Annotated in this window: 18 protein-coding genes; 10 read left to right on the top strand and 8 right to left on the bottom strand. The window is 64.0% G+C overall.

Features of this window, described 5'->3' with window-relative positions; genetic code table 11:
- Positions 1 to 46: 46 nt before the first annotated feature.
- The 3 genes from QWJ46_RS17685 (at position 47) to QWJ46_RS17675 (ending at position 2382) form a co-directional block, all read left to right on the top strand.
- Positions 47 to 592: an NUDIX hydrolase gene (locus tag QWJ46_RS17685; protein ID WP_368046094.1), complete on the top strand. Its 546-nt coding sequence runs from the start codon at positions 47 to 49 to the stop codon at positions 590 to 592.
- On the top strand, positions 589 to 1587 hold the full coding sequence (locus QWJ46_RS17680; protein WP_302752459.1) for a PHB depolymerase family esterase: 999 nt from the start codon (positions 589 to 591) through the stop codon (positions 1585 to 1587). Before QWJ46_RS17685 ends, QWJ46_RS17680 begins: the two co-directional genes overlap by 4 nt.
- A 114-nt stretch (positions 1588 to 1701) precedes the next feature.
- A complete protein-coding gene (locus tag QWJ46_RS17675; RefSeq protein ID WP_302752457.1) occupies positions 1702 to 2382 on the top strand; it encodes a peroxiredoxin-like family protein in 681 nt (226 codons plus the stop codon).
- A 692-nt stretch (positions 2383 to 3074) separates the two neighbouring features.
- On the opposite strand, the gene QWJ46_RS17670 is transcribed toward QWJ46_RS17675, so the two are convergent.
- Complete coding sequence (locus QWJ46_RS17670) at positions 3075 to 3983, bottom strand: DUF1499 domain-containing protein (RefSeq protein WP_302752455.1); 909 nt, start codon at positions 3981 to 3983, stop codon at positions 3075 to 3077.
- A gap of 229 nt (positions 3984 to 4212) precedes the next feature.
- On the opposite strand from QWJ46_RS17670, the gene QWJ46_RS17665 reads away from it, so the two are divergent.
- Entirely contained in the window at positions 4213 to 4599 is a 387-nt protein-coding gene (locus tag QWJ46_RS17665; protein ID WP_302752453.1) for a hypothetical protein, read from the top strand.
- Between the two features lie 15 nt (positions 4600 to 4614).
- Here the strand turns inward: QWJ46_RS17665 and QWJ46_RS17660 are convergent, their stop codons facing one another.
- The gene (locus tag QWJ46_RS17660; protein WP_064706406.1) at positions 4615 to 4860 is read right to left on the bottom strand and encodes a hypothetical protein; all 246 of its coding nucleotides are present in this window, start codon (positions 4858 to 4860) and stop codon (positions 4615 to 4617) included.
- 118 nt (positions 4861 to 4978) lie between these two features.
- Here QWJ46_RS17660 and QWJ46_RS17655 point away from each other — a divergent pair, with 118 nt between their 5' ends.
- Positions 4979 to 5170 carry a hypothetical protein gene (locus tag QWJ46_RS17655; protein ID WP_184458388.1) on the top strand — a complete coding sequence of 64 codons (192 nt, stop codon included), beginning with the start codon at positions 4979 to 4981 and terminating at the stop codon, positions 5168 to 5170.
- A 293-nt stretch (positions 5171 to 5463) separates the two neighbouring features.
- Positions 5464 to 5739 carry a hypothetical protein gene (locus tag QWJ46_RS17650; protein ID WP_302752449.1) on the top strand — a complete coding sequence of 92 codons (276 nt, stop codon included), beginning with the start codon at positions 5464 to 5466 and terminating at the stop codon, positions 5737 to 5739.
- A 29-nt stretch (positions 5740 to 5768) separates the two neighbouring features.
- Here the strand turns inward: QWJ46_RS17650 and ppdK are convergent, their stop codons facing one another.
- Positions 5769 to 8435 (bottom strand): pyruvate, phosphate dikinase, encoded by a 2667-nt coding sequence (gene ppdK, locus QWJ46_RS17645; protein WP_302752448.1) that lies wholly within the window; start codon positions 8433 to 8435, stop codon positions 5769 to 5771.
- Between the two features lie 1013 nt (positions 8436 to 9448).
- Between ppdK and QWJ46_RS17640 the strand changes: the two genes are divergently transcribed.
- Positions 9449 to 10099: a glutathione S-transferase family protein gene (locus tag QWJ46_RS17640; protein WP_302752447.1), complete on the top strand. Its 651-nt coding sequence runs from the start codon at positions 9449 to 9451 to the stop codon at positions 10097 to 10099.
- Positions 10100 to 10563: 464 nt separating this feature from the next.
- On the opposite strand, the gene QWJ46_RS17635 is transcribed toward QWJ46_RS17640, so the two are convergent.
- The 5 genes from QWJ46_RS17635 to QWJ46_RS17615 form a co-directional block, all read right to left on the bottom strand.
- On the bottom strand, positions 10564 to 14025 hold the full coding sequence (locus QWJ46_RS17635; RefSeq protein ID WP_302752445.1) for a chromosome segregation SMC family protein: 3462 nt from the start codon (positions 14023 to 14025) through the stop codon (positions 10564 to 10566).
- Positions 14026 to 14283: 258 nt separating this feature from the next.
- Positions 14284 to 15060: a DsbA family protein gene (locus QWJ46_RS17630; RefSeq protein WP_302752443.1), complete on the bottom strand. Its 777-nt coding sequence runs from the start codon at positions 15058 to 15060 to the stop codon at positions 14284 to 14286.
- A gap of 148 nt (positions 15061 to 15208) precedes the next feature.
- On the bottom strand, positions 15209 to 15505 hold the full coding sequence (locus tag QWJ46_RS17625; RefSeq protein ID WP_302752442.1) for a type II toxin-antitoxin system RelE/ParE family toxin: 297 nt from the start codon (positions 15503 to 15505) through the stop codon (positions 15209 to 15211).
- Positions 15453 to 15776, bottom strand: coding sequence for a type II toxin-antitoxin system ParD family antitoxin (locus QWJ46_RS17620; RefSeq protein WP_302752440.1), 324 nt, complete (start codon positions 15774 to 15776; stop codon positions 15453 to 15455). Before QWJ46_RS17620 ends, QWJ46_RS17625 begins: the two co-directional genes overlap by 53 nt.
- Before the next feature lie 77 nt (positions 15777 to 15853).
- Complete coding sequence (locus QWJ46_RS17615; RefSeq protein WP_302752438.1) at positions 15854 to 16345, bottom strand: DUF721 domain-containing protein; 492 nt, start codon at positions 16343 to 16345, stop codon at positions 15854 to 15856.
- A 96-nt stretch (positions 16346 to 16441) separates the two neighbouring features.
- On the opposite strand from QWJ46_RS17615, the gene mutY reads away from it, so the two are divergent.
- From mutY to QWJ46_RS17600, 3 genes are read left to right on the top strand one after another with little or no spacing between them, the layout of a single operon-like run.
- Complete coding sequence (gene mutY, locus QWJ46_RS17610; RefSeq protein ID WP_302752437.1) at positions 16442 to 17533, top strand: A/G-specific adenine glycosylase; 1092 nt, start codon at positions 16442 to 16444, stop codon at positions 17531 to 17533.
- Positions 17534 to 17535: 2 nt separating this feature from the next.
- On the top strand, positions 17536 to 18150 hold the full coding sequence (locus QWJ46_RS17605; protein ID WP_302752436.1) for an HAD family phosphatase: 615 nt from the start codon (positions 17536 to 17538) through the stop codon (positions 18148 to 18150).
- Between the two features lie 5 nt (positions 18151 to 18155).
- Positions 18156 to 18521, top strand: a complete 366-nt coding sequence (locus tag QWJ46_RS17600) for a nuclear transport factor 2 family protein (protein WP_302752435.1) — start codon at positions 18156 to 18158, stop codon at positions 18519 to 18521.
- The last annotated feature ends 71 nt before the right edge of the window (positions 18522 to 18592 follow it).

The following is an 18592-nucleotide window of genomic DNA, read 5'->3' as shown; positions in this document are numbered from 1 at the left end:
CGACGGCATTGCGGGCTTCTTGTGACGGTCGGTTTCGGACGACAACTTGAACTTCGGCTGCCAGAGGAAACAACTCAATGCGGACCAGACTGTCACGGTTCGATGCTACAGCTCTGATGAAAGACAGGAAAAATCGAAAACAGCCATGCTCCACGGTGACGATCAATCCAACTTAACAATCGCAACCGATGTTCCGCAGGCGGGTGCGATCTGTTATCGCAGGAACGGAAGCGGGCAGCTTCGCATCCTTCTCGTGGGAAGTCGTCGGCATGGACGATGGGGCGTTCCGAAAGGCAATCTCGACCCCGGCGAGACGACATCGGCAGCAGCGAGGCGGGAATCCTTCGAGGAAGCGGGCGTCGTCGGCGACGTGGAGGCGACAGCCTTCGGTTCATTCAGCTACCACAAAGACAGCTCGCCGCATCACTACCATGTCACCGTTCACCTGCTGCACGTCGTCGAGGCGCAAGCTGATTTCCCGGAGAAGGGCATGCGCAAACAGAAATGGTTCCCTTTAAAAATCGCGATCCGAGATGCCGCACAGCCCGGTTTGAAGGCTCTGCTTTCCAGGATTGAAGGCGTGGCCCTTTGAAGCTCGGCTTCACCAAATCGCTGTCGAGATTGTTGAAGACGCGACGGCGAGCCGTACGTCTGCTGGAGAGGACATGGAGTCCGCTTCGCCACAAGCCATCCAGGCAGGAGCGACCGAGGCTCCAGACGACCCCCGCATTTGGCAGCAACCCCGGAAGGCTTGTGATGAAGACCTTCGTGCCCGCCGATCTGCCGAGCAAGCCGGCCCTTGTGGTGGTGCTTCATGGATGCCGGCAGACGCCGGAAAGCCTGGACGCCGCCAGCGGTTTCTCGCGACTGGCCAGGGAGAGAGGCTTCGTGGTGCTTTACCCGCAGCAGACCCACGCCAACAATGCTCACAAGTGCTTCAACTGGTTCCGTCCGAGCGAGGTCGCTCGCGATCGCGGCGAGGTGCTTTCCATCAAGCAGATGATCGACCATGCCCTCAAACGACATCGAGCCGATCGCACGCGCGTTTACATTGTCGGCCTTTCTGCCGGCGGAGCGATGACCGGTTCATTGGTCGCCAACTATCCCGATCTGTTTGCAGGCGCCGCTATCGTCGCCGGAATGCCGGTTGGCGCCGTGCGCGATGCAATGTCAGCGCTGCGGGCGATGAAGTCCGGCGCGGCATTGCCTTGGGATGGCTGGGGCGCAAGGATTGCCGAAATCTCCCCTGGCCAACGGTACTGGCCGCCGATCAGCATCTGGCAGGGGACTGCGGATCACACGGTCAACCCGGCAAATGCGCGTGCTTGCGCCGAGCAATGGGTTGAAGCGAACGCCGTCGATCGAAGCAGCGTCCGTGTCGAGAAGAAGCCTTGGGGCGAGTTGTCCTCCTGGAAGGTCGGAGGTGCACGCCCCGTATCGCTCTATTCGATCCATGGCATGGGGCACGGTCTTCCCGTCAAGAATCGAAAGCCGGCTCGCTCAGCATCGACAGACCCCTTCGTGTTGACAGCGGAGATCTCGGCCCCGATCGAACTGATGCGTCTGTGGCGTCTGCCAAGGCGGTAAGCATGCCCGGCCACTCCAGGCGATCTCAACATCGCGCGGTGGGTCTTCTTGCAACGAGCGCTATATTCAGTTTCGGTCGTTGCACCTGAGACGAACCGGGAAAGGAATTCTTTCATGGCAGACCAGAAGCGCCCGTTGCAAGCCGGAGACGCCGCGCCCGCCTTCGAACTCGCCTCGGCCAATTTCGATGGAACGGTCTCTTTGGCCGACTTCAGCGGCCGGCCGTTTCTGATCGGCTTCTTTCGCGGGCTGCACTGCCCATTCTGCCGGCGCCAACTCGAACAGTTGGCCGGCATAGAGCCCAGCCTCCGCGCCGCCGGAGTAGAGATAGTCGCCGTTATCAACACGCCGGTGGAACGTGCGCGCCTGTATTTCCGCCACCGTCCGACGCCGGTGACGCTGCTATGCGATCCCGACTGCCGCACGCATCGCGCCTTTGGGGTGCCGCATGCCGAGTTCGTGCCCGATGGCAGCAGCGAGCAGCCCGACTGGCCGTATCGCGCGACGATGGCGCAGTTCGAGGCGGCGCGCATCAACCCTACCGGCGAGTTTTCGGAACCGCTCCAGCCGATGGAAGCCAACACGGCTCTCAACGCCAAGGACCGCTTCGAGCTTGATGAAGCCGATCAGGTGATCTTCGCCAAGCACGCCACCCAGCTCGTCGGGCACTTCCTGGTCGATGCGAACGGCATTATCGCCTGGGCGCAAATGGAGGCGCTGGACGGCCCCAGCAGCCTTTGCATCTTCCCGACCGCAGCGGAGATCGTCGCCGCCGTGGGCGAGCTTGGACGCTAGGTTGCAGGGCGTAGCCGGATGATTGGCGGCGCCTTTGGCAGCAGGGGGCACGTAGGCGGTCGAGCCATGCGAGACGGTGCAAGGAACAGAGAGTTCGCGGCACGTCCTCTTCTCCCCTCGGGGAGAAGGTGCCGGCAGGCGGATGAGGGGGCCACACGGCGCATCCTCACATCACTACCTATCCCGCGACGCCTGAGCGCGTTTGATCGATGCGCAGCTGTTTGGAAAGATCAGCGCAACCGGCCCCCTCATCCGCCCTACGGGCACCTTCTCCCCGAGGGGAGAAGAGGGAATCGAGAGGTTGCGGCACATTTAGGGAGGCTTGCTTGGACGATCGCAGGAACGTCGAGTTTGCGGCGCCGTACAGGGTCGAGTCTGCCGGACCCTCTCCCGGCCCTTCGCTTTGGGCTCAGGGCGTTCGCAACTGCAATCGATTCGCTGGATCGATTGCTGGCGCTTTGCGCCGCCGGATCAGGGGTCGCGTCTGCCGCGCCCTCTCCCGGCCCTTCGCTTGGGCTCAGGGCGTTCGCCGCTGCAATCGATTCACTGGATCGATTGCTGCCGCCTCCGGCGGCACCGGATCAGGGGTCGCGTCTGCCGGACCCTCTCCCGGCCCTTCGCTTTGGGCTCAGGGCGTTCGCAACTGCAATCGATTCACTGGATCGATTGCTGGCGCTTCGCGCCACCGTTGCTCACCCACCCGCAATTCCCAAAAGTTCAGCATCCAGCGCCTTCAGATAATCGCCGGCGATTTCGGCGCTGAGGCCGAGGTCGTGCTGGCCGTAGCGGGAGGCGACGCGGATGTCGACGAAGGTGGTTTCGGCCTCTTCGCGCAGCCGGATCATCATATCGAAGCGCAGGCCGAGGATCAGCGTGCGGGTGGTTGCCTGCAGCGTCACGCCGTTGGCGCCGCGGATCAGCTTGGCGACGTCGTCGTCATAGGGGCGCGGCGTCGGAACGGGAATGATGCCGGGCGCATCGGTGACGGCGTCGTCGCCGGGGGCGGGCTTTGCCGGCCGGTCCTCGAGATCGCGGTCCGGCTCTGATGTGCCGGTGCTCCTGACGATCGTAAAGCCGCTCTGTTTGGCAACCTTGCGCACCGCTTCCAGCACGCGGTCGAGCGCGCCCTCATAACGCCGGCCGGTCAGTTCCGGATAGGCCTCCATCTGCTTCTCGCGATCTTCAGGCGTCACCACTGGATTGCGCTTCAGCCAGATCTGGTCGGATTTCGGCGGCGATAGCCAGTCCGGTGCCGACACCGGATCGGTGGAGACGTCGTAGATATCAGGCAGGCTGAGGTAGCGTTCGGCGGCCACGGCGCCGATACCAAGCGGAAAGGCAGCATAGATCAGCGCCGCCAGTGCGGCGAGCCCGCCCTCGGCGCCAGTCAGCCAGAGGCTGCGCAGGCCGATCGCGGCGAGCAATGCGGTGAGCAGCGCGCAGCCGGCGGCAAAGATCAAAAGCAGCACCAGATAAGGGGTGGCGAGCCCGCCGAAGCGATGGGCGATCAGCACGGCCAGCGCCAGAACCAGCGAAAATGCCCCGAGCAGCCGCGAAAAGCGGGCGGCGCTGGAAACGGGGCGGTCGTAGCGGATGGCCATCAAACTTACCGGTTGCTCGTCAGCGTCGCGCCATGAACCACGCAAATCGCCTTCTCCCTGTTTAGTGCAAGATTCGGCTGAATTGAAACTGTTGTCTCGGAATATCAGATGGAATTCAGCGGAGACCGCCGGGCAATCGGCCGCCCACTTCATAAGCCCTTGCTGATATGTCAAAAAAAGGCCATTCTGCCGCGGTTTCATCTCCAAAGTCACGGACAGGAGAGACGGGATGATTTCACCCGAGATAGCAGCAAGGCCGCAGGCGTCTGCGCTTGGCGGGATCGATCACACCGAACCGGCGCTGCCGATGGAGCTCGTCGAGCTCGAACTGTCGCTCGAAGGTTATGCCGGTGGCGATGCCGGCTTCTGCGAGGCGGTGCGCCAGGCCGCCGGCCGTTCCGGCGGCGAGCTGCTGTTCGACCTGCCGGCCGCCGGCCTGATCGAGGATTGCCGCCGCATCGCCGTCCTGCGCATTCCCGATGGCGGGAGCATGCGCGTCGTGCTGGCGCTGCTCGACCATAACGGCACCGAGATCCGCATGCAGGCGCCCGACGCGGACACCGCCCATCTGGTGCGTTTCGCCGATGCCTTCATCGAGGTGCTGGAGCGGATCTGAGCTCGACCGAGATTTCTAGCGCCGCTCGGCTGCGGCTTCCGCCAGGCTGCGGAAGGGAAATTTGCGACCGCACTCGCATTTGATCATGAAGCTTTCCTGGTGATTGGAAGCCCGCTGCACGCCAAAGCCGCGCGGCAGCTGATCGACCTGAAAATCCGGGTGCTTGCGCTTGGGATCGTCGATCTCCGAAGCCTCGGCAAAACCCGCATTGCCGCATTGCGGGCAGTTCAGTTTCTTCGAAAATCGATCGCGGATGGCCATGCTCGGTTCCAATATTTTCAAGCCCCTCATACAGAGGAATGCCCCTTGTGCATAGGTGGGCGGCGAAAGTGGAACCATCTGCCCGGGCTGCCGTTCCTTTTTTCAAAAGGAGGCGATCATGCCCAACAGAGACCCGATACCGAATGCCGATACCCCACGCGGCCCGACGCCGACGCCGGGCGTGCCCGACCGCACCCAGGAAAAACCACCGCTGACACCTGCCCAGGACCCGGGCGACACCAAGAACCCGCAAGACCCGCCGCTCGATCCGGCGTTACTGCCGATCGGGGATCCGGCCGGGGCGGCTTGAGGTCTGGTGAGAGCGTTATCATCACTTGTGGGGAAGATGTGCGGCAGGCCTCAGCGCCGCCGGCCCCCTCATCCGGCTGCCGCCACCTTCTCCCCGCTGGGGCGAAGGGGATGTGTCGCGAGGTCTCGATTCCCTCTTCTCCCCAGCGGGGAGAAGGTGCCCGTAGGGCGGATGAGGGGGCCGCACGGCACACCGGTCACTTCATCAAGCCATCTCAGCGACCGCCGGATATCACTCGCCTTGACGCCCGCACCCGAATGGCATTTCCTCAGGGAAAAGCAAGGAATACCCCAATGCGCCTCTCCCTTCTCCTCACCCTGCTCGCCGTGACCGCCGGCCTTTCCGCCTGCCAGACGATGACGCCGCAGGAGCGGCGGGCGGCGGATGAGCAGCGGTGCCTGAGCTATGGTTTCCGCCGCGGTACGGATGGGTTTGCGACCTGCCTGCAGCGCATCGATCTCGACCGGCGGGCCGAATCGCGGGCTGAGAGTGCGGAGATGATGAACCGCATGGCCTGGGATCTGAACGGGCCCTATATCTACCACGATCGCTGGCGCTATCGTCACTGACGGCCCGGGCGCCCGCAGGGCTGCCTGGCTTACCTGCTCGCTGCAATCACCGCCTGCGCCGCCGCCAGCCGTGCGATCGGCACACGGAACGGCGAGCAGGAGACGTAGTCGAGGCCGATCGTCTCGCAGAAGCGGATCGAGGCCGGATCGCCGCCATGTTCGCCGCAGATGCCGAGCTTCATGTCGTTGCGGGTGCGCCGGCCGCGTTCGGCGGCGATGCTGATCAGCTCCCCCACCCCATCGAAATCGAGCGAGATGAAGGGATCGTGCTCGATGATGCCCTTGCGCTGATAGGTGGGAATGAAGGCCGAGGCGTCATCGCGCGAGATGCCGAAGGTGGTCTGCGTCAGATCGTTGGTGCCGAAGGAGAAGAATTCGGCTGCTTCGGCGATCACATGGGCGCGCAACGCCGCGCGCGGCAGCTCGATCATCGTGCCGACGAGATAATCGATCTTCATGCCGGCCTCGGCCATGACATTGCCGGCGATGGCGTCGATGCAGGCCTTGACGTAATCGAGCTCGGAGCGCAGGCCGACAAGCGGCACCATGATCTCGGGCACGACCGCCGCTCCGGTCTCCTTAGCTGCGGCGACCGCCGCCTCGAAGATGGCGCGGGCCTGCATCTCGACGATTTCGGGATAGGAGATCGCCAGCCGGCAGCCGCGATGGCCGAGCATCGGGTTGAACTCGTGCAGCGCATCGACGCGCTGGCGCAGCGCAAGCGGCTCCATGCCCATGGCGAAGGCGACCTCGGCGACCTCGTCGTCGGTCTTCGGCAGGAATTCGTGCAGCGGCGGATCGAGCAGGCGGATCGTCACCGGCAGGCCGTGCATGACGGTGAAGAGGCCGGTGAAATCCAGGCGCTGCATCGGCAGCAGCTTGTCGAGCGCCAGCCGCCTCCCCTTCTCATCCTCGGCAAGGATCATCTCGCGCATGACGTGGATGCGCTCGCCCTCGAAGAACATGTGCTCGGTGCGGCAAAGGCCGATGCCTTCGGCGCCGAAGGAGCGGGCGGCGCGCGCATCGGCCGGCGTATCGGCATTGGTGCGGACCGTCATGCGCCGGGCGCGATCGGCCCAGCCCATGATACGGCCGAAATCGCCCGACAGTTCCGGCTGGATCATCGGCACCTCGCCCTTCAGCACCTGGCCGGCCGAGCCGTCGATGGTGATGATATCGCCCTTCTTCAGCGTCACGCCGATGCCGAGCAGCCGCTCGTTGCGCTGATCGATGCGCATGGTGCCGGCGCCGACGACGCAGGGAATGCCCATGCCGCGGGCGACCACCGCCGCATGGCTGGTCATGCCGCCGCGCGTCGTCAGAATGCCTTCGGCGGCATGCATGCCGTGAATATCCTCGGGGCTGGTCTCGACCCGGAGCAGGATGACCTTGCGGCCCTCGGCATCCGCCTCCACCGCCTCTTCGGCGGTGAAGACGATGGCGCCGGTCGCAGCGCCCGGCGAGGCCGGCAGCCCGGTGCCGATCACTTGGCGGTTGACGCGCGGATCGATCGTCGGATGCAGGAGCTGATCGAGGCTTGACGGTTCGATGCGCAGCACCGCCTCCTCCTCGGTAATCACCTTCTCATCGACCATGTCGACGGCGATCTTCATCGCCGCCCGGGTCGAGCGCTTGCCCGAGCGGGTCTGCAGCATCCACAGCTTGCCGCGCTCGATGGTGAATTCGATATCCTGCATGTCGCGGTAATGGATTTCGAGTTCGGTGCAGATGCGGCAGAGCTCGCGAAACGCCTCCGGCATCAGCTTTTCCATCGAGGGCTTGTCGGAGCCGGAGGAAAGCCGCCCCTCCTCGGTGATGCTGTGCGGCGTGCGGATGCCGGCAACGACATCCTCCCCTTGCGCATTGACGAGGAATTCGCCGTAGAGCGCCTTCTCGCCGGTCGAAGGGTTTCGGGTGAAGGCCACGCCGGTCGCCGAGGCGTTGCCGAGATTGCCGAACACCATCGCCTGAATATTGACGGCCGTGCCCCAGCCTTCCGGAATATTATGGAGCTGGCGATAGGTGACGGCGCGCGCGCTCATCCAGCTGGAAAAGACCGCGCCGACCGCGCCCCAGAGCTGGACTTCCGGATTCTGCGGAAACTCCTTACCCAGTTCTTCCTCGATCAGCCTTTTATAGAGGGAGACGATATGCTGCCATTCGGTGGCGCTGAGCTCGGTATCGAGTTCGTGGCCGAGCTTGGCCTTCTCGTCTTCGAGGATCTCCTCGAAGACGTCGTTGCCGAGGCCCATGACAACATCGGCATACATCTGGATGAAGCGGCGGTAGCTGTCCCAGGCAAAACGCGCGTCGCCGGCATCATGGCCGAGCGCCTGCACGGTCTCGTCGTTGAGGCCGAGATTGAGCACCGTGTCCATCATACCGGGCATGGAGACGCGGGCGCCGGAGCGCACCGAAAGCAGCAGCGGCTGGCTGGTGGAGCCGAAATGGCGGCCGGTGATCGCCTCGATCGCCGCTATGCCGGCGCGGACCTCGACCTTCAGCCGGTCGTCGATATGGCCGCCATTTTTATAATAGGTATCGCAGGCATCGCTGACGATCGTCAGTCCCGGCGGAACGGGAAGGCCGAGAGCGCACATTTCAGCAAGATTGGCGCCCTTGCCGCCGAGCATCTCATGGTCGCGCGCGCCACCCTCAGCCTGCCCGTCGCCGAACCTATAGACCCACTTGGTCATCTTCCCCCCAACACCAGATTGGGATCAGCGTGATCCCTCGGCTGCCGACAAACCTCGCTCTTTCCTCGGGCGTCGTCCCCGCCCTAGTGGCGAGGATCTGCTGCCTTATGCCGGTTGCAGATGCTCGGGACAGGCCCGAGCATGACGAAAGAGAAGCAGGCAGGTCATCAGCCTGATCACTCAGCTTAATGCCTTGGAGTTGAAATGAAAATCGACAAATGCGGCAAAAATGCTGCGCCGCACAATAATTTTCGCAAGAGTGGCTGCCGAAGGCATGAAACTTCGCCCAATGGGAAGAAGGCATAAAAAAAGCTTTGCGGGACTGCAACAATGTCCCGCAAAGCCTTGTTTCCGTCCGGCCAGGAAAACCGGACGGGGGGTCCCTCAACCCAGGGCGATTCATGGAACCGCCCTGATCTTTGTTTTCCGCAACTCCTCAAGAGACGCTTCGCATTTCCAGGGATTGCTCAAACAGCTTCCAGGTCCTTGCCCTCTACCTGAAAAGCGCATCGCAAATTCGACAAATCCGCAACTTTGACCGCCCCGCTCTTCAGCAAAGTCATCAGGTTGCGTTGAAACAACTTCTAATGCAAGTCAGAGAAAAGAGCATCACCCAAATGGGGTACGGACCGCAAGACAGCCGACCTTTTTTGGTGTTTATCGCCGAATGCGGGAAAATTGCGCGCGATTTGTGCGGACTCCGTCCCGAGCGCGGGGGCCTGACCGGCTGGTGAGCAATCGCCCTGACGCCGTGAACAACTCTTGAAGCGATGAGGCGGAGGAGAAATGGGGGTCAGAAACGATCTGATCGAAGGTTTCCGGGGGCAGCGGCAAGAGGTGGCCGAGGATTTGCCGCGGCGCGGCTGCATTGTCGTCCATTGGCGATCGAGAGTTTGCCTGTCGCGAGCCAATGACCGGGGATGCGGTGGATTGGCCCGGCGACGATCTCGGATAGAATTGTCGGAATTCCGTTTGGCCGAACGTCTTCAATGCAACGAGCCATGGAGAAAACGATGACGATCACCATTACCGCCTTTGAACGTTCGCCCGATCGGGGCCGTGGCCTGGCGCGCGACATGCGGGTTCGCTGGGCCCTCGAGGAAGCGGGCCAGCCCTATGAGGTTCGTCTCGTCACGTTCGAGACGATGAAGCAGCCGGCGCATCTGGCGCGCCAGCCTTTCGGGCAGATCCCGACCTATGAGGAAGGCGATCTCACCCTGTTCGAATCCGGCGCGATCGTCCTGCATATCGCCGAGCGTCATGGCGGCCTGTTGCCTAGGGATGCCAATGGCCGGGCGCGGGCGATCGCCTGGATGTTTGCCGCGCTCAACACGGTGGAGACGCCGATCTTCGAGCACAGCCTCGCCAGGATTCTCGAGCGCGACGAACCCTGGTACGAGCAGCGCCTGCGCGCGCTCGAGAGCAGCATCCGCAAACGGCTGGACAGCCTTTCCGCCCACCTCGGCGATGCCGACTGGCTCGATGGCGCCTTCAGCGCCGGTGACTTGCTGATGGTCTCGGTGCTGCTGCGGCTGAAGTCGTCAAACATACTGGACGATTATCCCAGCCTCGCCGCCTATGTCGCCCGCGGCGAAGCACGGCCGGCCTATCAACGCGCCTTCGCCGCGCAACTCGCGGTCTTCCAGGCAGCCTCGGCGGGCTGACCAACTTATCCCAGGGGCGGTGTCAGCCCCTGGCCACTCGGCCATGGCGAAGGAGCATGCGCGGCGCTGTGCAACAATGCCTATGCCCGCAAGGCGTGCGAGCAGATGCGCGACCTCCGCAGCAGAACAGCGCGGCCTGGGGGATGCAACGACGCGCCCCACCAGTCCGCGCCTCCCGCCGCTCCGTACCCTCAATCTCTGTCATCCCAGGCCTTGAGCCGCCTTGAGCCTGGGATCCACGGGCTGGGCTGGTGGATGCCGCATGGATCCTCGGGTCAAGCCCGAGGAGGACGGAGGGTGGGGCAACAGCCGCAGCAAAACAGCGGCGGATCGCCAAATACCAATTCAGTCCGTCCATGTGTCTGTCCGAGTCATCCTGCCGGGTCCGCGTTTCCTGCGGTCCCTTGCCCCAATCCCCATCACCCTTGGCCCCGAGCCTCGAAGCACAGCCTCCACGCAAGACCTCAGGCAATCTCCCGCAGGCGCTCCGCCGTCTGCAGGTCGACGGAGACGAGGGTGGAGACGCCCTGCTCGGCCATGGTGACGCCGAAGAGGCGGTTCATGCGGGCCATGGTGATGGGATTATGGGTGATGATGACGAAGCGGGTTTCGGTCGAGGCCGCCATTTCGTCCATCAGGTTGCAGTAGCGCTCGACATTGTGGTCGTCGAGCGGCGCGTCCACCTCGTCGAGCACGCAGATCGGCGCCGGATTGGTGAGGAAGACGGCGAAGATCAGCGCCATCGCCGTCAGCGCCTGCTCGCCGCCCGACAGCAGCGTCATCGTTTGCGGCTTCTTGCCGGGCGGACGGGCGAGGATTTCGAGGCCCGCTTCCAGCGGATCGTCGGATTCGATCAGCTGCAGCTCGGCGGTGCCGCCGCCGAAGAGGTGGGTGAACAGCCGCTGGAACTGGGCGTTGACGACGTCGAAGGCGGCGACCAGACGCTCGCGGCCCTCGCGGTTCAAGCTCTGGATGGCGCCGCGCAGCTTGCGGATCGCGTCGATAACGTCGTCGCGCTCCTTGATCAGCGCTTCGAGCTTTTCGCTCAGCTCCTTCTGCTCCTCGTCGGCGCGCAGGTTGACGGCGCCGAGCCGTTCGCGCTCCATCTTCAGCCGCTCCAGCTCGCGCTCGACCTCGCGCGGATCGGGCAGCGCCTGCAGCGGCTGCAGGCCGGCAAGGCGCAGCGCCTCATGCGGCGGCAGGTTCAGCGCCTCGCGAATGCGGACCTCGCTTTCCTGCCGCCGTTCGCGAGCCGAGACGAGGCGCTCTTCGGCGCGGCCGCGGCGTTCGCGGTATTCGGCAAGCTCGGAAAGCGCGGTCGCCGCCTTGTGGTCGGCATCGCGCTGGATGCGTTCGGCTTCGGCGAGCAGATCGCCGGCGTTGCGGCGCGCCTCCTCGGCCTTCTGCAACTCGCTGAGCAGGGCGCGGCGCTTGTCGTCGAATTCATCCGGCGCCATTTCCAGCTCGGCAGCCTCGTCGCGCGCCTCTTCCTCGCGCTCGCGCAGCGTGGCGACATGATCCTCGCCACTTGCTGCCCGCTGGCGCCAGGTTTCGCGCTCCTGGCCGATCGCCATGATGCGACGCTGGCGGGCCTCGTTTTCCCTGGCGAGGCTTTCATGGCGGGCGCGGGCTTCGGCGAGCGCGCCGCGATCGGTCGCCACCTCCGCCTGCTGGAAGCGCAGCCGCTCGTCGATCAGCGTCAGATCGGGCGCATCCTCCAGCTCGATGCGGGCATTTTCTTCCTGGACGCCGATTTCTTCCAGTTGCGCGCCCAGCTGGCTCGCAGCTTCGCTGACGACGTCGCGGCGACGGATGAGATCGCCGGAGGCCCGCTCGGCGGCAGCCAGCGCCTCGCGCGCTTCGCCGAGATGACGCGCCGCCAGCCGGCTCATGTCGCGGGCTTCCGCGAGCCTGCGCTCCTCGACACGGATCGCTTCGGCGGCGGCGGCCTGCCGCTCCTCGGCCTCGGCAAGCACGTCGCGGGCAATTGCCGCTTCGCTTTCGAGTTCGGCCAGACGGTTCTTCTGGGCAAGGCGCAGCGCGGCAGCGCTCGGGGCGTCGGCACCGGTGACATGGCCGTCCCAGCGATAGACGGCGCCCTCTTTCGTCACCAGCCGCTGGCCGGGCTTCAGCGCCGCCATCAGCGAGCGCGCCTCCCCTTCCCCGACCAGGCCGATCTGGCGCAGGCGGCGGGTGAGAGCTGATGGCGCGCTGATATGGGCGATGAGCGGCACGGTGCCTTCGGGCAGCGCCGGATCGCCGGCGCCGTCGCCATTGTCCGACCAGTGGGCCGGCGCCTCGGCATCGAGCGGCGATTCCAGATCGTCGCCGAGTGCGGCACCGAGCGCCGTCTCGAAGCCGCGATCGACCTTCAGCTCCTCGGCAACCGGCGGAAACTTGCCGGCGGCCGCACCGGCAGCGAGCATGCGGGAAATGGTGCGGGCTTCGGTTTCCAGCGCATTCAGGCCGGAGCGGGCCTGATCGACCGGCGCGCGCGACAGTGCCTCGGCCTGGCGGGCGGCGGCCAGCGCCTGCTCGACCGTCTGGGCGGCGGCTTCGGCATCGGCAAGGGCGATTTCGCCGGCTTCGACGATGGCGCGTTTTTCGTCCGGGTCGGCCAGGCCTGATATTTTTTCGCCAATGGCGGACAGTTCCTGGTTTGCCTCGTGCATCTGGCGTTCGAGGCGCATGCGGCGGTCGGCCAGATCGCGAATGGCGCGCTCCAGCTGGTTGCGGCCGGCGGCGGCTTCCGCCCGCTCGGCCGTCAGCTGCGTGAAGATGCGCTCGCTGTCGGCAAGTTTTGCCGCCGCGCCTTCGAAAGCCTCGCGGGTTTCCTCGGCAAACCGGCCGGAATCGGCGAGGATCTCGGAAATTTCGGCCTCTTCGGCGTCGAGCTTGGCGAGGATGACGGCATTATCGGCGACCAGCCGCTCCTCGCGGCGGATATCCTCGGCAAGCTGGGCGAGACGGCGGGTGAGTTCGTCGCGGCGGCGCAGGATGCGGCCGGCGTCCTCTTCCAGCTGGCTCCTGGCGATCTGCAGGCGCTGCAGGGCGGCGGCGGCACGGGCTTCGCCCTCGCGCAGTTCCGGCAGCTTCAGGCTGGCGATGCCCTGCTGCTTGGCGGCCTCCATCTGGATCTGCGCCTTTTCGGCGACGATAACGGTTGCCTGGTTGAGGGCGCTGTCGGCCTCGGCCTCGGCCTCCTTGGCCTGCACCCAGCGGATATGCAGCAGCATTGCCTCGCGGGCGCGGATATCGGCCGAAAGCGTCTTGAAGCGGTTGGCCTGGCGGGCCTGGCGCTTCAGGCTCTCGATCTGGCTTTCGAGCTGTGAGGTGACGTCGTCGAGGCGCTCGAGATTGGTTTCGGCGGCGCGCAGCCGCAGCTCGGCCTCATGGCGGCGCGAGTGCAGGCCCGAAATGCCGGCCGCCTCTTCCAACAGCTGGCGGCGGGCCTGCGGCTTTGCCTGGATCAGCTCGCCGATGCGCCCCTGGCCAACCATCGAGGGCGAGCGCGCGCCGGTGGAAGCGTCAGCAAACAGCAGCTGCACGTCCTTGGCGCGGCTTTCCTTGCCGTTGATGCGATAGAGCGAGCCCTGCTCGCGCTCGATGCGGCGGGTGACCTGGATTTCGTCGCTGTCGTTGAAGGCGGCAGGCGCGGTGCGCTCGCCATTATCGAGATAGAGCGCCACCTCCGCCGTGTTGCGGGCGGGGCGGTTTCCGGAGCCGGAAAAGATCACGTCGTCCATGCCGGAGGCGCGCATGTTCTTGTAGGAATTCTCGCCCATTACCCAGCGCAGCGCCTCGACGAGATTGGACTTGCCGCAGCCGTTCGGCCCGACGACGCCGGTCAGCCCCCGCTCGATGATGAATTCCGTCGGCTCGACGAAGGATTTGAAGCCGACCAGGCGCAGCTTGTTGAACTTCATGCGGAAAGATCCACGGCAGGAAGCTCCCTCATCCGACCCTTCGGGCCACCTTCTCCCCGCTGGGGCGAAGGGGATGTGCCGCGACGTCTCGATTCCCTCTTCTCCCCAGCGGGGGTCCGAAGGACGGGTCGAGACCCGCGGCTCGACCCCGATGAGTGCCCGTAGGGCGGATGAGGGGGCCACGCCCGCAAACTGCTCTGAAAACCAAAAACGGGCGCACAGCTTTCGCCGTCGCCCGTTATGGTCGAACGATCCGGTTCAGATGAGGCTGTCGATGAGCTTCGACATGGTGTCAACCGGCATGTCTCCAGAATAGCGCTTGCCATTGATGAGGAACGTTGGCGTGGCGTTGACGCCGAAATCCTTGGATCCCCTTTCCCGCGTGGCGTTCACTTCATCCAGAAGCTTCTGGTTCGTCAAGCATTTCGTGAAGCTATCCTCAGTAAATCCGGCAAGCTTCGACATCTGCAGCAATGCGGCGCGGCCGTCATCGGCGGCGGCCCAGACCTGCTGCTGCTTGAACAGCATCGAAACCATCGGGAAATACTGTTCCGGCGTGCTCAACTGCTCCGGATTGGAGGAACTGCAGCGGGCGAGCATGAAGGCAGCGGCAGCACGCGGATCGAAGGGGAATTCGCGGATGATGAACTGCACCTTGCCGGTATCGACGTATTTCTGCTTGATGGCGTCGAAGGTGGTGTTGTGGAAATGGGCGCAATGCGGGCAGGTCATCGACATATATTCGACGATCTTGACCGGCGCGTCGGCCTTGCCAAGCGCCATCTCCGGCAGCGCGCCGGGCTTCAGCACCTCGGCCATATCGACATCGCCGTCGGACTGCGGCATGTCCGTTCCCGAAGTGGCTGCCGTCTGCATGGTATCGACATTCGTGCCGTCGGCCATGGTCTTGCCGGAAGACGATGCATCGGCAGCGTCCTTGCTGTCGTTGCAGGCGGCAAGCGCTGCGGCAGCTGCGGCGATGGCGATCCCACCCAAGAGGCGGCGTTTCGTCAGTTGCATTTCGGACATCTGCATGGATTCCCCATAACTAATGAGATTGACGGCATGACTGTGCGATATAACGGCTGGTGGCCGCTCACAAGCCACGGATCACCAACTTCCTTCAAAGAATTGTGACCGTGATGGGACCGAGAGCCGACCTTGCATGGGAAATGTGCGATTATCAGTTTCGATGGAAGGCCGAACGTGTGTTCCGCCCGGCGTAGAACAGCCTCAGCACCTGTACTTGATCCTTGGCGATCCGGTAAGCAATGTTCACACGCCGCTCGAAAACCAGAATGCGAACACCCGGCGCAAAATCCTCGCGCGGCGATCCCCTGTCCGGCATGTCTTCCAGCTGATGACAGAATTGTCTCAGCCGACGGATGAATTCGATCGCCGCCGGAAGATTGTCGGCAGCAATGAACTCATAAATATTGAACAGATCCTTCTCGGCCTTGGGGCGAAACGCGACTTTCAACGCCGCCGCGCCCAGCCTTCAGCCGTTCGGCATGCAGACGTTCGAGCCGTTCAAAAACCGTACCGGCATCGATATCCGAACCCGGATCGTCGATCGCCTCACGAATCTTCCGACGCATTATTTCGTCGATCGCATCTTCTTCCCGATCGAGCGCGCGCAAAGCAGCGCGGATAACCTCGCTTGCTGAGCTATAGGCACCCGATTGCAGCCGCGCGTCCAAGCTTTTCTGCTGGCTGCCGAGCGTGACTGTAATGGGTTTACTGCTGCGCATCGTGTTGCTCCGATCAGATGATTACAGTGTAATACACTCGTGAAGCACTTCAAGTGAAGTCTAACATTTAGCGCAGTTCATCGTCCCCGCTTACCCATCACCGCAGTCCCCAATCGCTCAATCGCCTGGCGGAGCTTGTCGCCCTCGATCCGTTCCATCATTCCTTCGAGCTTGCGGGCGGCCTCGCCCTTCAGCGGCGCGGGCGGGCGGGAGCGGCGCACGGCTTGCGAGACTGGTTTCTGGACGATCCGGATCTGGTGGACGGCGGCGAAGCCGAAGAAGCTGTTGATGCGCTGGATGAGTTCGCCCTGGGCATGGGTGAGGAAAAGCGCGCGCGCGCCTTCGCAGGCGATCGTCAGCACGCCGGGGCGGAAGCTGCCGTCATCGCCGCCGCCGCGGGCCCAGGCGATCTTCTCCGGCCGGGTGCAATCGGCGAAATCCTCGCCGGCGATTTCGCTCCAGGAGCCGAGCAGCGCCGTGTTGATGCCGGCGCGCCGCGCAAGGACGGGATCGATCAGCCCGTTCGCCAGCTCGGAAATCTGTTTTGCACCTTTGCGTGGATAACTCATCGAAAACCTTGGGTGCCGCCGCCAATTGGCGAGACCGACTTGATCGCGCGGCATTGCTTCGCCAAGTATAGGCACTTCCCCCGATCCCGGCAAATCATGACGATCACAACACTCGACACGCGCTCCGCCACCCCCCTGCTCGACTGGTACGACCGGCATCACCGCGACCTGCCCTGGCGCGTCTCGCCCGGCATGGCGGCGCGCGGCGTCAGACCCGATCCCTATCGCGTCTGGCTCTCCGAGGTGATGCTGCAGCAGACGACGGTGCAGGCGGTCAAACCCTATTTCGAGAAGTTTCTCGAGCGCTGGCCCGAAGTGACCGATCTGGCCGCCGCCGAAAACGACGCGGTGATGGCAGCCTGGGCGGGGCTCGGCTATTACGCGCGGGCCCGCAATCTGAAGAAATGCGCTGAGGCGGTGGCTAGGGAATATGGCGGCGTCTTTCCCGACACCGAAGAGGGACTGAAGTCGCTTCCCGGGATCGGCGATTATACGGCAGCAGCCGTCGCGGCGATCGCCTTCAACCGGCAGGCCGCTGTCATGGACGGCAATGTCGAGCGGGTGATTTCAAGGCTTTACGCGATCGAAGCGCCGCTCCCGGCCGCCAAGCCGCTGATGAAGGCAAAGGTGGCGCTGCTGACGCCGTCGGGCCGGCCCGGCGATTTCGCCCAGGCGATGATGGATCTCGGGGCGACGATCTGTACGCCGAAGCGGCCGGCCTGTTCGCTCTGTCCGTTCCGAGACGCCTGCCAGGCGCTGAAATTGTCCGATCCCGAGCTCTTTCCGGTCAAGGCGGCGAAGAAGGAAAAGCCGGTGCGCCATGGCGCGGCCTTTATCGCGGTGACTGGAGAGGGCGAGATCCTGCTTCGGCGGCGCGCCGAAAGCGGCCTGCTTGGCGGCATGACCGAGGTGCCGACGACGACGTGGACGGCGCGCCTCGATGGCGAGACCTCCGTCACGGCCGCTCCTTTCGCCGCCGCCTGGCAGGCTAGCGGCACCGTCACCCATGTCTTCACTCATTTCGAGCTCAGGCTGGCGATCTGGCGGGCGGCCGTCCCCAGCCCTGTCGACACCAATGACGGATGGTGGGAGCCGGTTACAAATCTTGAAGCGCAGGCCTTGCCGACCGTCATGAAAAAAGCGATCGCTGCGGCTATTCCTCTCGCGTTCAAAACATCCAGGGCATAAACATGACCACCGAAATAAAGCATATCGTTTTCGACATCGGCAAAGTCCTTATTCATTACGACCCGCATCTTCCCTTCGCGCGCCTCATTCCCGACGAGGCCGAGCGCAACTGGTTCTTCGCCAATATCTGCACCCATGACTGGAACGTCGAGCAGGACCGCGGCCGCACCTGGGCGGAGGCCGAAGCGCTGCTGATCGAAGCGCATCCGACGCGCGAGGAGCATATCCGCGCCTTCCGCAAATACTGGCACGAGATGGTGCCGCACGCCTATGAGGAGAGCGTCGCGATCATGGAAGGACTGATCGAGGAAGGCCGCGACGTGACGATGCTCACCAACTTCGCCTCCGACACCTTCCGCGAGGCGCAGGTGCGTTTCCCGTTCCTGACGAAGCCGCGCGGCGTCACCGTTTCCGGCGATGTCGGCCTGATCAAGCCTGACATCGCGATCTATGAGACGCATACGAAGAGCTTCGGCCTTGACCCTAAGGCGACAATCTTCATCGACGACGCGCCGGCCAATGTCGAAGGTGCGAAGGCTTTCGGCTGGAACGCGGTGCTGTTTTCGGGCACGGAAAAGCTGCGCAGCGATCTTGCCGCCCATGGCTTGAAGGTCTGACATCGATGGCCTTTGACCCGCCAGAGGAAATCGAACGCTTCCACGCCGCGATCAACGCGCTCGATTTTCCCGCAATCGAGGGCTACTTCGCCGAGGATGCGACCTATGTCTCGAACGGCGTCGGCAGCCTTTCCGGGCGACCCGAGATCATGGCAGCCTTCCGGCGCTATTTCGACGACTATCCCGATCAGACGGCCGAAAATTCACTGGTCGAGCGGCTGACGCCGCTGTCCGGTCGCGCCGTCTGGTCGCTCCGCGCCACCCACAGCCGGACCGGCAAGCCGCTGGTGCGCGAGGGCGAGGAGACGATCACCTTCAATGAAGATGGCCGGATTACCCGTGTCGAGGTAACCGATTATCAGGAATTCTGACTGGAGAAGTTCTAATCAAGTGCGCAGCTGTTTGCGTCCGCAGCCGCCGGGTCCTGGCACGCGCTCGACAT

It is taken from the genome of Rhizobium sp. CBN3, from assembly GCF_030518245.1.
Taxonomy (GTDB): Bacteria; Pseudomonadota; Alphaproteobacteria; order Rhizobiales; family Rhizobiaceae; genus Rhizobium; species Rhizobium aethiopicum_A.
The sequence above is the reverse complement of the archived record's forward strand: the minus strand, read 5'-3'. Positions and strand labels throughout refer to the sequence as shown.